This window comes from Sorangium sp. So ce375, assembly GCF_051473855.1.
In the GTDB taxonomy this organism is placed as follows: Bacteria; Myxococcota_A; Polyangia; order Polyangiales; family Polyangiaceae; genus Sorangium.
Genome location: NZ_CP150335.1, coordinates 9,864,105 through 9,884,861 on the forward strand (window position 1 = coordinate 9,864,105; position 20,757 = coordinate 9,884,861).

General features: G+C 71.1%; 15 protein-coding genes. 8 read left to right on the plus strand and 7 right to left on the minus strand.

Features of this window, described 5'->3' with window-relative positions; all coding sequences use genetic code 11:
• Positions 1–98: 98 nt before the first annotated feature.
• The 3 genes from WME90_RS36825 to WME90_RS36835 all read right to left on the minus strand — a co-directional run bounded on the left by WME90_RS36825 (position 99) and on the right by WME90_RS36835 (position 5,279).
• On the minus strand, positions 99–1,214 hold the full coding sequence (locus WME90_RS36825) for a hypothetical protein (RefSeq protein ID WP_437276745.1): 1,116 nt from the start codon (positions 1,212–1,214) through the stop codon (positions 99–101).
• 749 nt (positions 1,215–1,963) lie between these two features.
• A complete protein-coding gene (locus WME90_RS36830; RefSeq protein ID WP_437276746.1) occupies positions 1,964–4,069 on the minus strand; it encodes a hypothetical protein in 2,106 nt (701 codons plus the stop codon).
• A gap of 292 nt (positions 4,070–4,361) precedes the next feature.
• Positions 4,362–5,279: a prephenate dehydratase gene (locus WME90_RS36835; protein WP_437276747.1), complete on the minus strand. Its 918-nt coding sequence runs from the start codon at positions 5,277–5,279 to the stop codon at positions 4,362–4,364.
• Positions 5,280–5,932: 653 nt separating this feature from the next.
• On the opposite strand from WME90_RS36835, the gene WME90_RS36840 reads away from it, so the two are divergent.
• Positions 5,933–6,571, plus strand: coding sequence for an RNA polymerase sigma factor (locus WME90_RS36840; RefSeq protein ID WP_437276748.1), 639 nt, complete (start codon positions 5,933–5,935; stop codon positions 6,569–6,571).
• A 12-nt stretch (positions 6,572–6,583) separates the two neighbouring features.
• Here WME90_RS36840 and WME90_RS36845 read toward each other — a convergent pair whose 3' ends face one another.
• On the minus strand, positions 6,584–7,030 hold the full coding sequence (locus WME90_RS36845) for a helix-turn-helix domain-containing protein (RefSeq protein ID WP_437276749.1): 447 nt from the start codon (positions 7,028–7,030) through the stop codon (positions 6,584–6,586).
• Positions 7,031–7,362: 332 nt separating this feature from the next.
• Here WME90_RS36845 and WME90_RS36850 point away from each other — a divergent pair, with 332 nt between their 5' ends.
• Complete coding sequence (locus WME90_RS36850; protein ID WP_437276750.1) at positions 7,363–7,968, plus strand: hypothetical protein; 606 nt, start codon at positions 7,363–7,365, stop codon at positions 7,966–7,968.
• 53 nt (positions 7,969–8,021) lie between these two features.
• Here WME90_RS36850 and priA read toward each other — a convergent pair whose 3' ends face one another.
• Positions 8,022–10,454, minus strand: coding sequence for a replication restart helicase PriA (priA, locus tag WME90_RS36855; RefSeq protein WP_437276751.1), 2,433 nt, complete (start codon positions 10,452–10,454; stop codon positions 8,022–8,024).
• A 480-nt stretch (positions 10,455–10,934) separates the two neighbouring features.
• Between priA and WME90_RS36860 the strand changes: the two genes are divergently transcribed.
• The gene (locus WME90_RS36860) at positions 10,935–11,531 is read left to right on the plus strand and encodes a DUF2231 domain-containing protein (RefSeq protein ID WP_437276752.1); all 597 of its coding nucleotides are present in this window, start codon (positions 10,935–10,937) and stop codon (positions 11,529–11,531) included.
• A 63-nt stretch (positions 11,532–11,594) separates the two neighbouring features.
• Here the strand turns inward: WME90_RS36860 and WME90_RS36865 are convergent, their stop codons facing one another.
• Positions 11,595–13,070 carry a serine/threonine-protein kinase gene (locus tag WME90_RS36865; protein ID WP_437276753.1) on the minus strand — a complete coding sequence of 492 codons (1,476 nt, stop codon included), beginning with the start codon at positions 13,068–13,070 and terminating at the stop codon, positions 11,595–11,597.
• A 150-nt stretch (positions 13,071–13,220) separates the two neighbouring features.
• On the opposite strand from WME90_RS36865, the gene WME90_RS36870 reads away from it, so the two are divergent.
• The 5 genes from WME90_RS36870 (at position 13,221) to WME90_RS36890 (ending at position 20,009) form a co-directional block, all read left to right on the plus strand.
• A complete protein-coding gene (locus WME90_RS36870; protein ID WP_437276754.1) occupies positions 13,221–14,222 on the plus strand; it encodes a helical backbone metal receptor in 1,002 nt (333 codons plus the stop codon).
• A 104-nt stretch (positions 14,223–14,326) separates the two neighbouring features.
• Positions 14,327–14,593 carry an acyl carrier protein gene (locus tag WME90_RS36875; RefSeq protein ID WP_437276755.1) on the plus strand — a complete coding sequence of 89 codons (267 nt, stop codon included), beginning with the start codon at positions 14,327–14,329 and terminating at the stop codon, positions 14,591–14,593.
• Entirely contained in the window at positions 14,590–16,395 is a 1,806-nt protein-coding gene (locus WME90_RS36880) for a fatty acyl-AMP ligase (protein WP_437276756.1), read from the plus strand. The genes WME90_RS36875 and WME90_RS36880 overlap by 4 nt, the downstream gene beginning before the upstream one ends.
• Positions 16,396–16,633: 238 nt before the next feature.
• Positions 16,634–18,031 (plus strand): MFS transporter, encoded by a 1,398-nt coding sequence (locus tag WME90_RS36885; RefSeq protein WP_437276757.1) that lies wholly within the window; start codon positions 16,634–16,636, stop codon positions 18,029–18,031.
• Between the two features lie 196 nt (positions 18,032–18,227).
• Entirely contained in the window at positions 18,228–20,009 is a 1,782-nt protein-coding gene (locus tag WME90_RS36890) for a hypothetical protein (RefSeq protein WP_437276758.1), read from the plus strand.
• A 17-nt stretch (positions 20,010–20,026) separates the two neighbouring features.
• On the opposite strand, the gene WME90_RS36895 is transcribed toward WME90_RS36890, so the two are convergent.
• A complete protein-coding gene (locus WME90_RS36895; protein ID WP_437276759.1) occupies positions 20,027–20,713 on the minus strand; it encodes a dienelactone hydrolase family protein in 687 nt (228 codons plus the stop codon).
• Positions 20,714–20,757: the final 44 nt, after the last annotated feature.

Below are 20,757 nucleotides of genomic sequence, written 5' to 3' on the forward strand. Positions count from 1 at the left end.
GATCCTGTGGATCGCGCAGCAGGCCGGAGCCGGAGCCGGTGGTGCGCTTCTCCCCTGCGGGTTTGCGCGCGGTGTGGGAGGTCGGCTTCGGGCGGGCGCTAGCCCGGATTCACGGCGATCTGCATCTGAGCGATCACGATGTCCCCGTCCATCACGGCCTTGGCACGAAGGCCGCTGTTGCCCGCCTCGTCGGCCTTGATGGCGCCTTGGTAGTAGTTCGCCAGGTTGCCGGTGGTGCGCGCCTTGTACGGATCGTACTTTGTATGAACGGAGTCGGTGAAGGCGGGATCGAAGTAGAATTGCGTCGTGAAAATGTGGTCTCCACCCTGGTACGTGGTGCGACCCTTCGACATCGACCCCTTCTTGAAGCAGACGAAGTGGATGTGAACGTCGCGGCCGTTGTACCAGCCGGGGAAGATGCTCCGGAACGAGACGACGCCGTTCTCGTCCGTGGTCTGCACGCCGCGACAGAAACGGTCCGTGTTGTTGAGATCGTTCTGCCCCGGCCTGCCCGCGTACGGCGCGTCGGGCTTCTGCTCGTTGGCGCCACCCCTCGTCCCGAAGCCGCTGTAGAACCCCTGCCCGTCCGTGTGCCAGATGTAGACCTCCACACCGGCCAGGCCTACGCCCTTGCCGTCGCAGTCGGGCTTGCTCATGTCGAGCACGCGCAGGTGGAGGTGCATCTCCACGCCGGGCGCTGCGCTCTCATTGTAGCGACCGCGAATGTCCTGTCGGACCAGGGAGATGTCGTCGTTCTTTTCGAGCTCGTGAATAAAGAACGGGCCCTGGCCAGCGCCGTCCGTCTTGTTGACCGCCTTGCACATCGGCACATTATCGAACGGCGGCGCCTTGAGGCCGTCGCCGTCGCCGCCGCCGCCGCCACCTCCCGCTCCCGCGCCTCCCGCGCCCGGGTCGGAGCCTCCCTCGCCCGAGCCGCCCACGCCCGCCGTGGTGGAGGCGCCCGGTCCCTCGCCACCGGTGCCTGCCGTGGTGGAGGAGGGGTCGGGCCCGCCGCCTCCCGTGCCCGCGCTCGTGGTCCCGCTGCCCCCGGAGCTCGTGGAGCTTCCGGTGCCGGAGCCGGTGGTGTCGTCCGACTCGCCGCCATCTCCGCACGACACGGTGATGGCGATCGCCCCCAGCCCCAGGAGGGCACGCCGACGATCAACGACCCCGCACGACGGGCCCTGGGTCTCGGTATCTCGTTCCTTGCTCATAAGCAGCTCTCCTCAGGTGGCCGATGACCTGTCCGTCCGTCCGGACAAGGCGCCTAAAAGGCAGCATCTTCCCAAGAACGGGCGCATTAAAGCATGGCGACGGGGAGCGTGGAAGATGGGACCCGAGCCGAACCCACATTCCTATCCTCATGTAGTTATCCTCCGCTGTTTCACGCGAATCAGCGCGTCAAGAATCCAGGGTGGCGAGGCCGAGCGCCAGCAGCGTTAAGTGAACGTTCACACGAATCAACGCACCAAGAATCCAGGGTGGCGAGGCCGAGCGCCAGTGGCGTTAAGTGAACGTTCACACGGATCAGCGCGTCAAGAACCCAGGGTGACGAGGCCCGAGCGCCAGTGGCTGTGGCGTGAGCGCGGTCCCTTCGATGCCTGAATGAGTTGTTGACACAGCGCACTTTTCCAGCAGGGAGGCTGATCGCGTTAACGCGTTAAGGAACTTTCTGTCATCTGAGGAGGCTAGGAGGGCGGGCTCTACCGCAAGCGATGTCAGCACCCAATGTGTACGAGGTGCTTGCAGCCTAGACAGAGCTGCGAAAGCGCGGGCGTGAGCGGGCTCGCGCCTCCGGCTTCGCCGGCAGGCCGAGCAGATGAACCGACCGCCTCGTGAACGACGCGGGCCGCCGCGTCGACCACGGGCGCCATCCCCGCCCCGCGAGGCGAGCTCCCTCGACGCGGAGCGGCAGCTCGCCACGACCTCACGCTCGAGCAGGGATGACCTTGGTGATGCGGTGCTAGTCGTTCACCGCACGACCACGATCGGGCAGCGGCGGCCACACCATCCGCTGCTCGGCCGCGATCGCGGGCGAACGGTGGATGGAGGGCGACGCCGCGAACGACGCCTCCGCAGGGCCGCCGCCGGCCACGGCCTTCCTCGGCCACCAGTTCATGCTGAGGTGGATGTGATGATGGTGATACGGCCACCCCTCGCCGTACGCCATCCGGTCCGAGAAGCTCTCGAGCTCGTCGTCGGTGATCTTCCGCCGATCCCGGGCCGGAAGAGCGTTCAGCCTGGCCGCGGTCCTGGACAGGAACGGCGCGATGACCTTGTCCACGCCGATGACGCGCGTGCGGGGCGAGCGGAACAGCCTGGCCATGAAGAACGCCTCTCGCTCGAGGTCGACGATGTGCTTCGTCTTCGCCGCCGGGGAGCAGTACCCATCCTCGTGAGTCGACCCGTCTCCGCAGATGATCTCCCCATCGTTCGATCCATCCGTCTGGAAATAGGCGATGTCGATGTTGCCGCCCTGGTCGTGCGTCGACTCGGGGTGACGCGGGCTGTCGACGTCGTAGCCCGGCGTGACGCCGTTGATCTGGCAGACGTCGATCAGCGAGAGCGGCGTCGTGCCCGGGAACGCCCGCAGCGTCTCCGCGAGGGCATCCCGGACGAGCATGATGAGCTCGCGCCGAGCAAAGCGGTAGTTGCTGAACGTCTCCCAGACGTAGCCGCCGCCGACCACCGAGTCGTCCGGATCGGCGAACGGGAACGGCAAGAGCCCGCCGCCGCGCTCGCCGAAGCCGGCGCACTCGTCGAACGAGAAGCCGGCGTCCACGCAGCTCGGGCCGTCGACATAAGGATACGATGTCACGTCCAGGCCATAGACGTTCTGCGCTCCGTCATAGCCGAGGACCCGGACGAAGTACTCGGCGCCGCCCCGCTCGGAGTAGAACCCATAAAACTCGGTGTCCGTCTCCTGATCGCGGTACGAGTACGGGTACTGCCCGCCTTCGCGCGAGCCGAGCAGGCGGCCCTCGCCGTCATAGACCACCAGATCGATGTCCCCGGCGGCCTGGCGGAACCGGATGCCCACGCGGACGATGGTCCGCTCCGGCACCACGATCCTGAACCAGTCCTCGTCCCCCTCGCACAGGGAGAGGTCCTTCGTGACGCCCATGGGCGCGATCACCGCGGCTTCCAGATCGTCGTTGGGCTCGAGCGCGTCGCCCTCGGCCCCGCAGGCGGAGGGGCCCTTGCGGCACTCGCCCTGATCGCAGGAGCTGCCCTCCGGACACCAGCCGGACGGGACATCGGGTGAACACGCGACATCGTCCGATACGCAGCGCTCCCCGAGGCAGGTCGTGCCCTCAGGGCAGGTCGACGCGGCGTCGCAGCCGGCGAAGCACGCCGACCCGCCCGCGCCGTCGACGCTGTGGCACACGTAGCCGGGCCTGCAGTCGAGATCGCTGCCGCAGGTGTTCATGCACACGGGCGCTCCGCCCTTCGCGGCGGCGAAGCAGCCCGCGCCTGGCCCACACTGGTCGTCGCTCTCGCAGTCGAAGGCGAGGCAGTACCCCTCCACCCAGCCGCTCGGCGCCGAGGGGTCCTCGTCACGATAACAGGTGGCGCCGGACAGCGAGCACGCCTCGTCGGAGTCGCAGGCCGCGCCGATGTCCCCGGCGCCGACCGTGTCCGCCGCGCACGCGCCGCCGCAGGCCGTGTTGCACCCCTCGCCGCGCCGAGGAGAGCAGAGGCCATGACGGCTCTGCACGCCATCGCAGGTCTCCGGATCGTAGAGGGGATAACACACCCCCGTGTCGGTCAGGACGTCCGTGTTGAAGCAGCGAGCGCCGGGCGCGCAGCCCTCCTCGCTGTTCGGCGCCGTACACCGCCCCTCCGCGCGCTGCATGCAGATGCCCAGCATGCAGACCGCCGCCTCGCCATCGCAGTCCGCGTCGCAGCCGCAGCTCGCGCCGATCCCGCGGCGCTTCTGGCTCGCCCCTCCGCTCTGCACACCGCTGTCGACCGTCAACTCCGACGTCCATGGGCCCACATCACACGCTTCCAGAGAGCCCATGAGCGCCGGCACCACCACGAAGAGCCATCGCCAATGTAGATCCATGTCACCCTGCCTATTGAGGAGTGCGAGACCGCACCTGAGCGTTCTAGTCACAGGCGAGGGGTCACTGGATATTTAAAAGAGCGCATGAGTCACGCGGGATACCCTGCATGAAGATATTCCCAGCTTCGCAGCGGTGTTGTTGGCGCCGCGCGTGGGGGCGCCTACGCGACGAGCGACAGGCCCACGTCCGCCCCGGTGGACTCGCGGCCATCAGGCGTGCCGGCCGCGCCGCCCTCCGCGCCCGGGCCCCCGCGGCTCCGCGGGCTCCACCGCGTCGGCCCGGCGCCCCGCCCTACTCGTACTTCTGGCTGACGCGGAACGAGCCGAGCGAGCGCACGCCGGTCGCGTGCTGCTCGAGCAGCGCGAGGGCTTCCTTGAACGCGGGCTCTTCCGTGCTGCCCTCGCACTCGATGAGAAAGAGGTACTCTTCGGGGCTGTCCGGGAGCGCGCGAGAGACGATGCGCGTGAGGTTGATGTCGTGTCTCCCGAGCGCGGAGAGCGCCGCGACCAGGGAGCCCGGGCGGTGGTCCAGCCCGAACAGGAGCAGCGTCCGCCCCCCCGAGGCCGGCGGCTCCGCGGCCTTCCCGACGATGAAGAAGCGCGTGATGTTCTCGCCCTTCACGCCGAGCTTCGGCACGAGGATCTCCAGCTTGTAGATGGCCGCCGCGCCCTTGTTGCCGACCGCGAAGGCCTCGCCGTCCTGCGCCGCGCGCTCGACCGCCTCGGCGGTGCTCTCGGCCTCGAGGATCTGCGCGTCGGGGTAGGTCTCGCGCAGCCAGTCGCCACAGTGCTTGAGCGGGACGAAGTGCGAATAGACGCGCTTCGGGGCCACGCCCTTTCTGCCGAGGAGCGACAGCGTGACGTGCAGCGAGAGCTCCTCGCACACAAAGAGCGCCGCGCCCGTGCCCTCGCGGCCGATCAGCTGATCGACGGTGTCGTAGATCGGGCCGCCCACCGCGTTCTCGATCGGCACGACGCCGTAGGTCACGTCGCCGCCGGCCACGGCGTCGAACACCTCCGAGATGGTGCGCCGGGGCGTCAGATCCGCGCTCGCGCCGAAGCGCCGGGACGCCACCTCGTGGCTGAACGTCCCTGGCCGCCCGAAGTAGGCGATCCGCTGGCGCGGCGCCGAGACCGCTGCCGCATCGCTTGCCCCAGGGGCCGCCGCGTCGCCGCGCGCCGTCCCCGGCTTCCCCGCGTCAGCCGACATGGGCAATGGGCGCCTCGCCGGCGCCAGCGCGGACGATCGCGACACGCCCCCCGCAGGGCGCGCCGCTCCGCCGTGAGGCCGGCATCCTTCTGTGGAAGCTGTGCATCGAGCGCCGCCTGTCTACCGGCGCGGTGCAGCGGCGTCCAGCGAGGAAAGCGGCCGCGCCCGCCCTCGGCGAGGAGGCCCCGGCTGCCTCCGCTGCACAAGGCCGACGCCGAGCCCGACCGCGGGGCTCGAGCCGCAGGGCCCGGGCCGGAGCTCTCCAGCGCGGAGCGTGGCCGACGACGACAGGAGCCCCCTCAAGCAGGTCCGGGAGAGGGCCGCCTCAAGCAGGTCCGGGAGAGGGCCGCCTCAAGCAGGTCCGGGAGAGGGCCGCCTCAAGCAGGTCCGGGAGAGGGCCGCCTCAAGCAGGTCCGGGAGAGGGCCGCCTCAAGCAGGTCCTGGGGAGGAACGATCGTTACACCTCAGGAACCATCGTCAAGCGGCGCTTTTCCGAGCGATTCTGCCTGCATCCGCGCAAACCGCAGGCGGAGGGCGCCACAGGAGGCGCCCACCTCGACCCACATCAGCCCACTCTTTCGATCAAATTCTGCCTGCGATCGCGTCGACCAGTTTTTGCAAGTTACGTTTCTTGTGATAACGATCGTTACGCGATGTCGGGAACGGGGCGTGGAGGCCACGGTTCAGGGCCGCCGAACGACAGGGAAGGGGCCTATTGGCGGATCTTCAACAAGAAAACGATCGTGCTCGTGCGCCGCTGGCTTCGCCTCCTGGGGATCCCGCGCCGCGATCGCTGGGACATCGCGCAGAACGTCATGCTCGCGGCGCACGAGAGCTTCGGGAACTACGATCCGATGCTCGGGCCGCCCGATCGCTGGCTGAACAAGATCGCGGTCCACGCCGCATCCCACTACGGGCTGCGCGAGCGGCGCCGGAAGGAGGATCCCTTGCCGGACGACTTCGACGCGGAGCTCGATGAGCCCTCGGCCGAGGAGCAGATCATCTCGGCGTGCGATCGCCTGTTCGTGCGCTCGGTCTTGCACGAGCTCGACGGCGAGTTCGGCGCGATCCTCATGGCCCACGACATCGAGGGCGTCCCCATGGCGGACTTCGCGAGCCAGGCCGGAATCCCCCTCTCGACGGCGTACAAACGGCGGAGCCGAGCGCTCGCCGCGTTTCAGCACCTGGCCGCGCGGCGCCTCGCGTCGATGCCCGGGACAGAGGCGCGGGGCAGCGCCCGTCCGGAGTCCGGCGCAGGGCCACCCCGCGTCACGATCTGGTCCGGGCCCTGAGGGCCCAGGGGCTCATCGCCCGCGCCGGTTCGATGACGAGGGGGCGGAGCCCCGCGACCCGCGCTCCTCCGACCGAGGCCGGGAGCGGAGCCGCGCGCGCTCCGGATCCTCGTTGATGAGCGCGAGGATGGCCTGCTTCTTCGGCGAGTCGTCGGGCTCGATCAGCAGGAAGAGGAGCGCTTCCTGGAGCGCCTCGGGCGCGCGATCGAAGCGATCGGCGACGACCGCGGAGACCGGGCTCCTCCCGTCGCCGGGCAGGAGGAGCCGAGCATCGCAGTTGAGCCCCTGTGCGATGAGCGCCAGCGCGCCGAGCCCGAGATCGCGTTCGCCGCGCTCGACCTGCCGCAGGTACGTCGCCGAGAGGCGCGCCTTCTCGGCAAACTCGGCGTAAGTGAGCCCGTGCAGCTGCCGGAGCACGCGAATGGCCCGACCGACCTCCTTGGGAAGCGCATCGCTCATGGCCGGCGCAGCCTATCAACTCCCGCTGCGGCCGGAAAAGGACGATCGCACCCTTCTCTCGGCATTCGCGCGGGGGTACGCGTCGATGTCCATTACTTACTATAACTGATTCAGCTCCTCCAAGAGCGCCCGGGAGTGCGAGTTCTCGCGCTTCGCGAGCGCTATGCCGGTGAGGAGGGGCGCTTGGTCGCCGCTCGGGCCGACGCGGGGTCAGCGTCGGTTGCGTCGGTTGCAACCGCGGGGCGCTTCTGCCATTGCTGGCGAGTCCGCTGGCAGGATGTGCGCTGTAGCGAGCGCGTGTCTCGGCCCCTCGGGGGTCGGCAAGGGGTTGGATGATCCGTCTGGAGCTTTCAGGAGAGCACACCCGGCTGCACTCGACGCTGTGCGCGCAGTGCCCGCAAGGCCCCGCGGGGTGCTGCGTCAGCCCGCCAGAGCTCGACTGGACGGACATCGGGCGCATCGTCTCCCTCGCCGGTCGCGGCTGGCTGCTCGAGCAGATCGCCGCCGGCAACCTGGTCCCCGTGAGCCGCGGACTCGAGCTCCGGCGCGTGCGGAAGCGCGAGGCGCGCACGGCCCCGCGGCAGTCGAAGTGCGTCTATCACGGCGCGCGCGGCTGCACTGTCCCCGCCGAGCGGCGGGCCGCGACGTGCAACTACTTCCTCTGCGAGGACGCCTTCGCCGAGCGCACGGACGGCAAGGCGGATCCCGCGTCCGCCGGGAGCCGCCGGGCGCACGCGCTCCTCCGCGACGTCTACGGCCGCTGGGACCGCGAGCTCGCCGAGGCCGTCGCCTCCCGCCCGGAGGGGCCGACGTGGGACGCGGCGTTCCTCGACTGGCTGGGCGCGGAGTTCGAGCGGCTCTCGCGCGCGTCGCGCGACGAGCTCGGCGAGCTCACCGCGCCCGGCCACACCGCGCCCGGCCACACCGCACTCAGATAGCGCGCAGCGCGCCGCGGGCGCGGCGAGCGCGCCCGTCTCCACGCGGATCGCCTTCACAACATGGCGACAGGATCCACGTCGATGATCACCCGAACGTTCCGGTCCAGGCCGTCCCTTATCAGCCCGGCCAGCGCCGCGAGCGCCCCCCGGAGCGGGCCGCGATCGCGCGCCCTAAGGAGCACCCGGAACCGGTAACGAGCGCGCAGGCGCGCGATCGGCGCCGCCGACGGGCCGAGCACCTCGACGCGCCGGGCGAGCCCTTCCGGACAGGTGCGGGCGTGCGCCGCGAGCTTCGCCGCGGCGCCGCGCGCCGCGCCCTCGTCGACCGCGTCGATCCGGAGCAGCGCGAGGCGCGTGGCGGGCGGATACCCCACCTCCTCGCGGTCGCGGATCTCCCGCTCGAGGAAGCCGGGCACGTCGTGCGCCGCGGCGAACGCGATCGCCGGGTGCTCGGGGTTGCGCGTCTGGATGAGCACCCGGCCCGGGCGGTCGCGCCGCCCGGCGCGCCCGGCGACCTGCACGAGCAGCTGGAAGCCGCGCTCGGACGCGCGGAAGTCGGGCAGCCCGAGCGCGGCGTCGGCGTTCACCACGCCGACGAGCGTCACGTTGGGCAGGTCGTGGCCCTTCGTGACCATCTGCGTCCCGACCAGGATGTCGATCTTGCCCTCGCGCATCCTCGCGAGGATCGCCTGCGATCGGTCCTTGCCGGCGACGTCGCGATCGAGGCGCGCCACGCGCGCCTCCGGGAACGAGCCGGCGATCGTGGCCTCGAGCCGCTCGGTGCCGAGCCCCTCGAGCAGCAGGTTCCGCGCGCCGCACGCGCCGCAGCGGTCCGGCAGCGGCCCCGCGTAGTCGCAGTAGTGGCATCGCAGCCGGCCCCCCTCCGGCCGCTCGTCGGGCGGCGCCATCGGCGCGGGCGCGCCGGCCGGCGACGGCGGGCGCGCGTCGCGGCGCCGCCCGCGGTGGTACGTCAGCGCGACGGAGCAGGCCTCGCACGTGGTCAGCGTCCCGCACGAGCCGCAGACGACGCTCGGCGCGAAGCCGCGGCGGTTCAGGAAGAGGATCGCCTGCTCCTTCGCCGCGAGCGTCTTCTCGAGCGCGCGGTGCAGCGGCAGCGAGATCAGCGGGTCGCCCGAGGGGCCGGCGCCGAAGCGGCGTAGGTCGACGAGGGAGACCTCGGGGAGGCTGGCCTCGCGGTGCGCGCGGTCCGGCAGGCGCAGCTCGACGAGCTTGCCGCGGCGCACCAGCGCGACGGACTCGATGGAAGGCGTCGCGGAGCCGAGCACGCACACCGCCCCGGCGCGGTGCGCGCGGAGCAGCGCCATGTCGCGCGCGTGGTAGCGCACGCCCTCCTCCTGCTTGAACGAGCCGTCGTGCTCTTCGTCGACGAGGATGAGGCCGAGGTCCGGCACCGGCGCGAACAGCGCGGAGCGCGCCCCGATGGCGACGCGCACCTTGCCGCCGTGGAGGCTCGCCCACATCGCGTGGCGGTCTGCGTCGCTCAGCCCGCTGTGCAGCACGGCGAGCTCGTCGCCGAAGCGGGCGCGGAAGCGCGCGACGAGCTGCGGGGTGAGGGCGATCTCCGGCACCATCACGAGCGCGCCGCGACCGCGCTCGAGGCAGCTCTTGATGGCGCGCAGGTACACCTCGGTCTTGCCGGAGCCGGTCACGCCGAAGAGGAGGAACGCGCTCGGCCGCGGCTCCTGCGCGACGCGCCGCGGTTCCTGCTGACCGCTCGCGCGGTGCTCCCCTCCCCCGGGCGGCGCAGGCAGCGACAGCGCCGCGAGCGCCGCGTCGATCCGCGCAGCGGCCTCGGCCTGCGCCGCGTTGAGCTCGGGCGGCACGTCGCGCTCCTCGGCGCGGCGGAAGAACGGGTCGCGCGGCGGCTCGCGCTCGTCCAGGGCGACGAGGTTGCGCTCGGCGAGCTTCTTCAGGGCGTTGCGCGCGTTGCCGAAGCGCTCCTCGATGCGCGCGACCGGCTGCTCGCCGTTCGCCCGGAGCAGCGCGAGCACCGCCGCGGCCTGCCCGCGGAGCGTGCCGGGCTCCTCGATCACGTCGGTCGCGCTCGCGTACGCGACCTTGCGGCCGCCCACCTGCTTGGCCCGGCCGAGGTCGAGGACGCCGTCGAGCTCGGCCTGAGCCTTGAGCGCGCGCACCTGCTCGCGCTCGATCGCCGGCAGCGCGAGGCGGAGGACCTCGCCGATCGGCGCGAAATAGTAAGCGGCGAGCTCCTGCAGGAAGGAGAGCAGCTCCGCCGGCAGCGCGGGGCGCGCGTCGACGAGCGCCGCGAGCGGCTTGATCTTCGACGGATCGATGGCCGCGCTGCGCTCGCTCACGGCGAGCACGACGCCGAGCAGCTTGCGCCTGTGGAACTCGCAGAGGACGCGCGCCCCCGGCCGCACCTCGCCGGCGAGCGCGGCAGGGACCTCGTAGGTGAAGGCCTGCGAGAGCGGGACGGGCACCGCGACGTCGGCGAGGAGGGGCATCGCTCCGGGAAGGCCGCGCGCGGCGCGGCACGGGCGAGATACCAGAGAACGCCGCCCGGGACGAGGAAGGCAGGACGTACGCGGGGGCCCCGTGCCGGGCACGCAAAGGAAAGAGTCCAAAAAAAACGCGCCGCCGGGGCCTCGGGGGGGGGGAAGGCCGCGCCGGCAGCGCTGTCCGGACATAGAGCACCGTCCGTGCCATCCGAGATGTTCGCGATCCGAACGTATTTCACTTCAGTTGGGGCGCTCGCCAATTTCGAACCTGAAATTTCGGTAGAGCACCGTTGCAGAAGCGAACTGCGCGGCCTGCTCGCGCGTCGCAGAGGCACACACCGCGGGAGCGGGAGAGGATGGGAACGCTCGACTCGCTTCCGCGGGGTCCGCCGATTGCTCGGGATCCGGGGTTCACCGCTGGACGGCCGGCGGGGCGGGCGCCATGCGCTGGACATCTGCGCGACCACGCGCCTCGGAGGAGGGGACATGATCGGAACCGCAGTCTTGGGGGGAATCGAGGAGCAGGACTGGATCGACCGGATCGCCGACCCGCTTCAGCGCGGCATCCAATCCGTCCTGAGGCGAGCGCCCACGGTCGCCAAGGTGCTGCACGGCGAATTCCTCGGGCATCCCTTGCACCCGGTGCTCGTGACCATCCCCCTCGGCGCCTGGACTTGCGGGCTCGTGCTCGATCTCGCCGGCATCGGCCGCAAGCGGCGCTTCCATCGGGGAGCGGACGCGACCGTGGCCATCGGCCTCGGCGGGGCGCTCGTGGCCACCTTCGCCGGGCTCGCCGACTGGAGCACCACCTTCGGTCCCGCGAAGCGGGTCGGCTTCGTCCACGGCGCCATGAACCTCGCGATCGCCGGCCTGTACGGCGCCTCGCTCGCCTCCCGGGCGGTCGGGCTGCGGCCGCTCGGGATCGCGCTGTCGACAACGGGGTTCGGCCTCGCGGGGGCGAGCGGCTGGCTCGGCGGAGAGCTCATCTACCGCTACGGCGTCGGCATCGGCAACGACGCGTGCGCGCGGAGGCCGGAGGCGCAGGTGCCCGTGCCCGAAGCGCCGATCGCCCACGCGGGTTGACGCGACGGGCGGCGGTGCGCCGGACGGGGGCGAGGTGCGACGTTCGCGTCGCCCGAGCCGGCGCTAGCGCGCCGCGAGATAGCAGCCCGCGATGACGAGCACGGCGAGCGCGAACAGCAGCGCGCCGTGCACGAGCAGCGGCACGTGCCAGCGCTGCCGCGGGCGAGCGAGCGGAGGCTGCACCCCGGCCCACGGCGACGGCGGCTCGGCCAGGGCCCGCGCGGCAAGCTCTGCGCCGTGCGCGCCGGCCTCCATCGCGAGCTGCGCGGCGGCTTCCATCGCCGCCGGCGCTGCCGCCTCCATCGCGAGCTGCGCGGCGGCTTCCATCGCCGCCGGCGCCGCCGCCGCCATCGCGCCGTGCGCGCCGGCCTCGATCGCGCGCGGCGTGGCGGCCGCGGTCGCGATCGGCTCGATCACCACGGGCGGGCCGAGCTCCAGCGCGCGCACCGCGCGCTCTCGCGCCCGGCGGGCCGCGACGAGCTCCGTGCCGAAGTTGTCGCGCAGCCACGCCCCGAAGCGCAGCGGGCTGGCCGTCAGCTCGGCCGCCGCCGCGTAGGCGGCGATGTCCTGGAGCATCGCCGCGGCGCTCGGGTAGCGATCGTCGGGCGCCGCCGCGAGCGCCCGCGCCACGATCGCGTGGAGCACCGCCTCATCGGGGAGCCCGCGCTCCGCGAGCGGCGGGATCGACGCGCGCCGCGCGAGCTCGAGCAGGTCGCCCCGCGCCGCTTCCTTGGAGAGCGCCGCCCCGGGGCCCGCGCTGTACATCCGCCGGCCGGCGAGCAGCTCCCAGAGCAGGATGCCCGCCGCGAAGACGTCGGATCGCGCGTCGAGCGCCTCGCCCCGGGCCTGCTCCGGGCTCATGTAGCCGGCCTTGCCCTGCAGCGCCTCGTCCATCGCCCCTCCTCCGCAGCGCTCGTGCGCGCGGGCGATGCCGAAGTCGCAGAGCTTGATCTCGCCCTCGAAGCTCAGCAGCACGTTCGACGGCGAGACGTCGCGGTGCACGACGCCCTTCCGGTGGGCGTACGCGAGCGCCTGGAGCGCCTCAGCGAGGATCAGCAGCGTGAACGCGACGGGGAACTTCACCTTCTGGCGCGCGCAGCGGCGGAGCAGCTCGCGCAGGTCGAGGCCCTCGACGTACTCCATCGCGATGAAGAGCGAGCCGTCCTCGCGGCAGAGGTCCTCGACCTGCACGACGGACGCGTGGCGCAGCCCCGCCGCGAGCCTGGCCTCGCTCGCGAGCATCTCGATGAAGCGCGGGTCGTGCGCGAACCGCGGGGCGACCTCCTTGATGGCGACGAGGCGCGCGGCGCCGAGGTCCGTGCGCACCCGGGCCAGGTAGAGATCGGCCATCCCTCCGTGGCCGATGTGATCGAACAGCGTGTAGCGGCCGATCCGGCACGGCAGCAGCCGCCCTCCGCGGGGCGCGGCCCGGCGCAGCGGAGCGTCCTCGCGCGCGGCGCCGCGGGGAAGAGAGGGCAGGCCGGAAGGCGGGTACGGGAGCGTGCCTCCGCGACGCACATCGAGGCGATCGATCTGCACGAGCCGTCGTCGCAGACTTCGCCCGCGTGGGCCAACTAAGTGGACGCACGCCGCGCGGTCCAGCCCCCGCGCCGTGCCGCTCGGGCGCGGCGCCGCGCGGTCCACGTCAGTTCGCGTGCAGCGCGCGCGGCGGCGGGCTACACCCGGCGCATGGCGTTCAGCGCAGGCTGGGGACCGGCCTTTGCCGGGTCGTTCATCCGCATCGTCGACGACCGGGGGCGCAAGCACGAGTGGCGCACCCCTCCGCGGCGCATCGTGTCGCTCGTCCCGAGCGACACCTACTCGCTCCTCCGGCTCGGCGCCCGGGATCTCCTCGTCGGCCGCACCCGCTACTGCGTCGCGCCCGCCGAGGACGTCGAGGGCATCGAGCTCGTCGGCGGCACGAAGGACGCCGACGTCGACCGCATCGCCGCGCTCGCCCCCGACGTCGTCGTCGCGAACCAGGAGGAGAACAGCAAGCGCGACATCGAGCGCCTCGACGACGCGGGGCTCCGGGTGCTCGTCTCGTTCCCGAAGCGGGTCGCCGACGGCATGGCGCACCTCGCCCGGCTGGCGCGCCTGCTCGGGCACGCCGCGGCGGGGCCCGGCGCTCCCGCGCCCGCGGCGTACGCGGAGGGCGGCGCCCCGGGCGTGTCGCGGCCGCCGGCGGCCGCGCGCGAGCAGGTCGCGGCCGCCTACCGCGCCCACGCCGCGGCCGAGGCGAGGCGCCGCGAGCGCCCGCCGATCCGCGCCTTCGTCCCGATCTGGATGGATCCGCTGATGACCGTCCATGGCGACACGTTCGTCTCCGACATGCTCGACCTCGTGGGCGCGCAGAACGTCTTCGAGGATCGGCCCCGGCGCTACCCGCTCGCGGCCGACCTGGGCAAGGCGCCGCCGCTCCCGCCCGAGCGCGTCCAGGGCCGCGACCTCCGCTACCCCCGCGTGACCCTCGACGAGGTGATCGCCCGCGCCCCGGAGCTCGTCCTGCTCCCCGATGAGCCGCACGCCTTCAGCGACGCCGACGCGGCAATATTTCGCTCCCTTGACATCCCCGCTGCACGCCGTGGCCACGTGATCAGGTGCGACGGCAAGGACCTCATGTGGTACGGCGCGCGGGCGATCGAGGGGCTCAGTCGGCTGCGCGAGATCGTCGACGCCGCCCGTCCCTGATGCACGCGCGACCGCCTGTTCAGGGAGCGCGGGGCCGCATTCGTGCGGCCTCGCGGCCGAGCAAGCCCCTCCTCGCCACGCCGCAGTTGGGGTAGGAACGGAGGATGACGTGGACACGGGAGACGTTGCGGGCAGAGATCATCCAGCTCCTGGAAGGACACACGGCCGGCGAGGTAAAGATCGAGGAGTCGAGCCATCTCGTCGCCGATCTCAGCCTCGACTCGCTGGGAGTGATGGAGATCGTCGCGGATATGGAGGATAAGTTCGACCTCTCGATCCCCGACGATATGTTGCGCGAGGTCGACACGGTCGCCGACGTCGTCACGGCCATCGAGCTCCGGCTCAAGAACGAAGGAAGGCTCTCGGGATGACGGCTGTTTGGAAACCGCGGACGGTCGCGCAGGCGATCGAGGACGCAGCGGCGAGCACGAAGACGGGCTATCGCTTCATCGAGGAGTCGAGCGAGAACGAGCCGTTCTTCACGCACGGGGGCATCGAGCGGGCGAGCGCGCGCCTCGGCGGCGCGCTCCAGGCGCTCGGGCTCCGCAAGGGCGATCGCGTCGCGTTGATCCTGCCGGACAACGCCGACTTCATCTTCGCCTTCCTGGGCGCGATCCGCGCGGGCATCGTCCCGGTGCCCATCTACCCGCCGACCGGCCTCGGCAAGCTGACCGGCTACCTCGAGAACACGCTGCACACCGTCGCGAAGAGCGGCGCCAGGGTCCTGCTCACGAGCGCCGAGATCAAGCGGATGCTCGGCACGATCCAGGCGCAGGCGCCGGAGCTCGAGCAGATCGTGGCGGTGGAGGGCATCCGGGGCTCCCGCGAGGAGCTCAAGCCGGTCAAGGTCGAGCTCGACGACGTGTGCTTCCTCCAGTTCACGAGCGGCTCGACGTCGCGCCCGAAGGGCGTGGTGCTCACGCACGCGAACCTGGCGGCGAACGTGCGGGCGATCGTGGATCTCGGCCTGGCGGTGCGCGAGTCGGTCGACACCGGCGTATCGTGGCTGCCGCTCTACCACGACATGGGGCTCATCGGCTTCGTGATCGCGCCGCTGTACTACGTCAACACGGTCACGTTCCTGCCGCCGCTCCTGTTCCTGAAGCGCCCGGTGCGCTGGCTGGAGACGATCACGCGCCACCGGGGCAACGTGTCGTTCGGGCCGAACTTCGCCTATGCGCTCTGCGTGAAGCGGATCCGAGAGCAGGAGATGGCGGGGCTCGATCTGTCGACGTGGCGGGTCGCCGGGTGCGGCGCCGAGCCGATCCGGGCCGACAACCTGCGCGCGTTCGCCGAGAAGTTCGCGCCGGTCGGCTTCGACGAGAGGGCGTTCGTCTGTTCGTACGGCATGGCCGAGAGCACGCTGGCGGTGTCGTTCAGCGCGCTCGGGGCCGGGCTGCAGACCGACGCGGTGGACGGCGAGACGCTGTGGAAGGAAGGCAAGGCGAAGCCCGTCCCGGCCGACAGCGAGGGCGCGTCGTCGCTCGTGCAGTGCGGCTCGGCGTTCGAGGGGCACGAGATCGGGGTCTTCGCGTCCGACGACGCGGAGAGCGCGCGCCCGCTCGGCGATCGCGAGGTCGGGGAGCTCCGGCTGCGGGGCCCGAGCGTGATGCCCGGCTATTTCAACGAGCCGGATCTCACGAAGGAGGCGTTCGCGGGCGGCTGGCTGCGGACCGGCGATCTCGGGTACCTCGCGGACGGCAAGGTCTATATCTGCGGGCGCTCGAAGGAGGTCATCATCGTCAACGGGCGCAACTACTACCCGCAGGATCTCGAGTGGGAGGCGAGCCGCGTCTCCGGGGTCCGGAAGGGCAACGTGATCGCGTTCGGGACGATGAAGCCGCACAACGATCGCGAGCGCGTGGTCGTCGTCTTCGAGACCCCGGCGTCGGACGAGCAGGAGAAGCAGGCGCTGAAGGGCGAGGTGCGCCGCGTCGTCCAGCAGGCCATGGGGCTCACGGTCGATGACGTGGTGGCGGTCGGGGCGGGCGTGCTGCCGAAGACCTCCAGCGGGAAGCTCCAGCGGAGCAAGACGCGGGAGCTCTACGAGAACGGGGAGCTCCTGATCCGCAGCTCGTCGCGCGACGGGGACCGGCTGGACGCGGCGAAGGAGTTCGCCAAGAGCCAGATCAACTTCTTCCGCCACGCGATCTTCCGCGGGCGGGGGGGGTGATCCTGAAGGGGGCCCTCGCGGAGGGCCCCCTCCGGCAGCTCTCAGGACAGGAGATCGATCCCGCGGCGGCCGACCGCGGCTGACCGCGGCTCCGTCGGATGTCTCTCAGGACAGCAACGCGTCACCACATGCGCCGCGACCTCAGGGACGGAGTTCGAGCGAGCGGGCGATCGGGGGGAGCGCTAAGGCATGGCCGCTGATGCGGGGGGCCGTTATCGTCCGCAGGCGGAGGGCATCCATGCCTGCGTGGCTCAATCAGCTGCTGCCGATCCTGCTCTTGCTCGCGGCCATCACGGTCGTCATGCGGCGGCTGCCGAAGATCGATCTCGGGCACTCGGAGGAGTTCCGGCGCCGGCGGTTCTTCAACTGGTTTCCGCTCGGGCTCACGTACGCCTTCCTCTACATGGGGCGGTACAACCTCTCCGCCAACGCGCCGGAGCTCGACGCGCTGCACCTCGTCAGCAAGCATGAGTTCGGGAACATCGACGGCTGGGGCTCGGCCGTCTACGGGGTCGCCTTCCTGTTGAACGGGCCCCTCACCGACCGGTGGGGCGGGCGCGCCACCATCCTGCTCGCCGCGGGCGGATCCGCGCTCATGAACGCGCTGATGGGCGTGGCCGTCCGCTTCGCCCAGGAAGGGCAGCTCGATCACCCCACCGCCGTCACCGCGATGACGGTGCTCTTCTCCGCCAACATGTACTTCCAGAGCTTCGGCGCCGTATCCATCGTCAAGGTCAACGCGCCCTGGTTCCACGTCCGCGAGCGCGGGATGCTCGGCGGCGTCTTCGGTATCCTGATCTCGCTCGGGCTCTACTTCGCCTACGACTGGAGCCGGTTCATCGCCAAACACCTGCCGATGCCGTGGGTCTTCCACGTCCCCGCCCTGCTGCTGCTCGGGTTCCTGGCGCTCGACCTCTTCCTCATCCGCGATACGCCAGGCCAGGCGGGATTCCAGGACTTCGACACCGCCGACGCGTCCTCGGGCGACACCGGCGAGCGATCGGGGGCGATCGACGTCGCGCGGCGCATGTTCTCGCAACGGGTCATCTGGATCATCGTCGCCATCGAGTTCTGCAGCGGCTTCCTCCGCAACGCCGTCATGAAGTGGTACCTCGTCTTCGCCGACAAGACGGGGCTCAAGGGCTTCGTGTCGACGCACTGGGGCGTGCTCCTCTGCATCGCCGGCATCCTGGGCGGCGTGTTCGCCGGCTTCATCTCCGATCATGTCTTCGAGTCGCGCCGGGGCCCCGTGGCCTCGGTGCTGTACGCAGGCCTCGTGTTCGGCGCGGTCGTCGTCCTCTTCACGCTGAGCTTCCCCATCGCCGGGTGGACGGTGGTGTTCATGTCCCTCTGCGTGATCGGCGTCCACGGCATGCTGTCCGGGACCGCGAGCATGGACTTCGGCGGCAAGAGGAACGCGGGCGTCGCGACTGGCATCATCGACGGCTTCGTCTACCTGGGCACCGCGGCGCAATCGTTCCTCTACGGGAGCATCCTGCCCTCGGGCGACGCGGCGAAGCACCCGGGGAACTGGATGCCATGGCCCGCTGCCATGCTCCCGGTCGCGCTCGTCGGCTTCGCGCTGGCGACCCGCGTGTGGAACGCGCGGCCCGCGCGGCACGCAGCGGCGCACTGACGCGGCGCGAACGCCGATGTAGCGATCTCGCCTGCTCGGGAGTTCGACCTCGTATTGCTACGAGGATCGAACTTGACATATCGATTGCAGGTGCATTCTATATGCGCATGAGCTGGCTTACTGAAAGAGCCCCTTCTTTCGATATCGTCGTCTCGCCTCGCGTCGTCGGCGCCCCCTCTCGCCCTGGTGCCAGCCGATGATCGATCGGCTGAGGCGCCTCCTCTCCTCGCGCCACGCCCCCCTCGTGGTCGCCTTGCTCGCGGCTGTCCTCTTCGCGCCCACGCTCGGCACGGGCTACATGATGGACGACTACATCCACCGTATCTCCTTCGACCCCGAGATCCGGGCGCAGGGCGGCCCGTGGGGGGATTGGGATATCTTCCGCTTCCAGGACGCCGATCGGGGCCATCTCCACCAGGCCATGGATCGGGGCGCGACGCCCTGGTGGACGGCGCCCGATTTTCGCCTCGCGTTCCTGCGGCCCGTCGCGTCCCTCAACCACGCCCTCGATTATCGCCTGTGGCCGGACGCGTCCGTCGTGATGCACGCCGAGAACCTCGCCCTCTACGCGATCCTGGCGCTCCTCGCGGCGGCCATTTACCGCCGTTCCCTCGGCGCCACGGTCTGCGCCGGCCTCGCCGCGCTGATGTTCGCGATCGACGACGCCCACGCGTTCACCGTCGCCTGGATCGCCAACCGGAACGCCCTCTGGGCCGCCGTCTTCGGCTTCGCCGCCCTCCTTGCACACGACCGGTGGAGGCGCGACGGCTGGAAGCCCGGCGCCGTCCTCGGCCCGGCCGCCTATGCGCTCGGCATGCTCTCCGCGGAGGCCGCGGCGGCGACGCTCGCGTACCTCTTCGCCCACGCCGTCTGGCTCGAGCGCGGAACCCTCCTCTCGAGGGCGCGCGTCCTCTTGCCTTACGCCGCGATCGCGATCGTGTGGGCCATCGCCTATCGAGCGCTCGGCTATGGAGCGGCGGCCGGGGGGCTGTATGTCGATCCCGTCCACGAGCCGACCGCGTACATCGCCGCCGTCGGCGAGCGGCTTCCCGTGCTCCTGCTCGCGCAGTTCACCCTCGTGACGTCCAGCCTCTGGATCTTCGTCCCCGATCAGCATATCGCCGCCGCGGTCGCCGTCGTCGTCGTCCTTGTCGGCCTCGTCGCCGCCGCCCTCTGGGCCGGCGTCCCGCGAGCGCGCATGTCCGGCTTCTTCGCCACCGGGGCCGTGCTCTCGCTCCTGCCCGCCTGCGCCACCTGGCCGAACGACCGGCTGCTGCTCTTCTCGAGCCTCGGGGCGTTCGGGCTCATCGCGAGCCTCATCACGGCGCCCCGGGAGGGGCTCGGCCGCGGGGCGCGCAGGCTCGCCCGCGGCGGGGCGGCGGCGATGATCGCCTTCCACCTCGTCCTCGCACCGCTCCTCGTGATCCCTCGCTCGCTCTCGAACGCCCGCATGCTCGACGGCCTCGTCCGGCGGGCCGCCGCGAGCCTGCCGCCCGCGGCGGAGATGGCGGACCGCACGCTCGTCGTCGTGAACGCGCCGGATACCATCGCCGCGGGCCTCGGCGTGACCACCCGCTTCATCCGGGGCGAGCGCATGCCGGCCACCATTCGCCAGCTCGCGGTGACGAGCCTCGGGACGATGCACCTCCTGCGGAGCGATGAGCGAACGCTCGTCGCGACGCTCTCGGAGGGGTTCTTCCATAACTCGATGAGCACGATCCACCGGACCGCGCGGTCGCCCATGCGAGCAGGCGAACGGGTCGAGCTCGCCGGGATGACGGCGACCGTCCTCTCGCTCACCCCGGACGGCAAATGGCCCCAGCGGGTCGAGTTCCGCTTCGATCGGCCGCTCGACGATCCGGGGTTCGTATGGGTCACGTGGGTCGACACGCGATTCGAGCGCTTCGAGCTGCCGCCCGTGGGGGGTGAGCGGGTCCTCCAGGCGATCGATCTTCAGAAGGCGTTCACGGGGGGGTGAGGGGTTCGCTCGGACGATCACTCCGCCGAGCCGAGGTGCGTGCGGAGGAACTCGATCGTCCGAGCCCACGCGAGGTGGGCCGCCTGCGGGTGGTAGGCCTCGGGGCGCGTGTCGTTCATGAAGGCGTGGTCCGCGTCGTAGACGTGGAGCTCCATCGGCTGCCCGCACGCCGTGAGCTCCTTCTGGATCGCCCTGGCGAGCGCAGGCTTCGCCCACGTGTCCCGCGCCGCGAAATGGGCGAGGATCGGGGCCTTCACCTTGGTATAGTCGGTCGCCTGGCCAGGAATGCCGTAGAACGGCACCGCTGCCGCGAGCCTCGGGATGGTGGCGGCCGCGGCGAAGCAGAAGGCGCCGCCCATCGAGAAGCCGACAGCGCCGATCTTGCCGTTGACGCGCTCGTGCTCGGCCAGGAAATAATAGACCGCGCCGGAGATCTCGAGGAGGGCGCGCGACCAGTCGAGCGCGTGAATCAGCTGGCTCGCCTCGCTCGGATCGTCGGTGACCTTGCCGTGGTAGAGGTCGAGCGCGAGCGCGACGAAGCCCGCCTCGGCGAGCCGCTCCATGGTGGCGCGGACATGACCGTTGAGCCCCCACCACTCGTGAAGGAGGACGACCGCCGGCGCCTTGTCCTCCCGCTCCGGCAGCGCGATCTCTCCCATGCCCTGCCCTCCGAGGATCGCAGGAAACGAGACCTTCTGAGGCATGGTTCTCCTGGTTCGATGAGAACAGCCAGGGCGCGCGGCGCCGA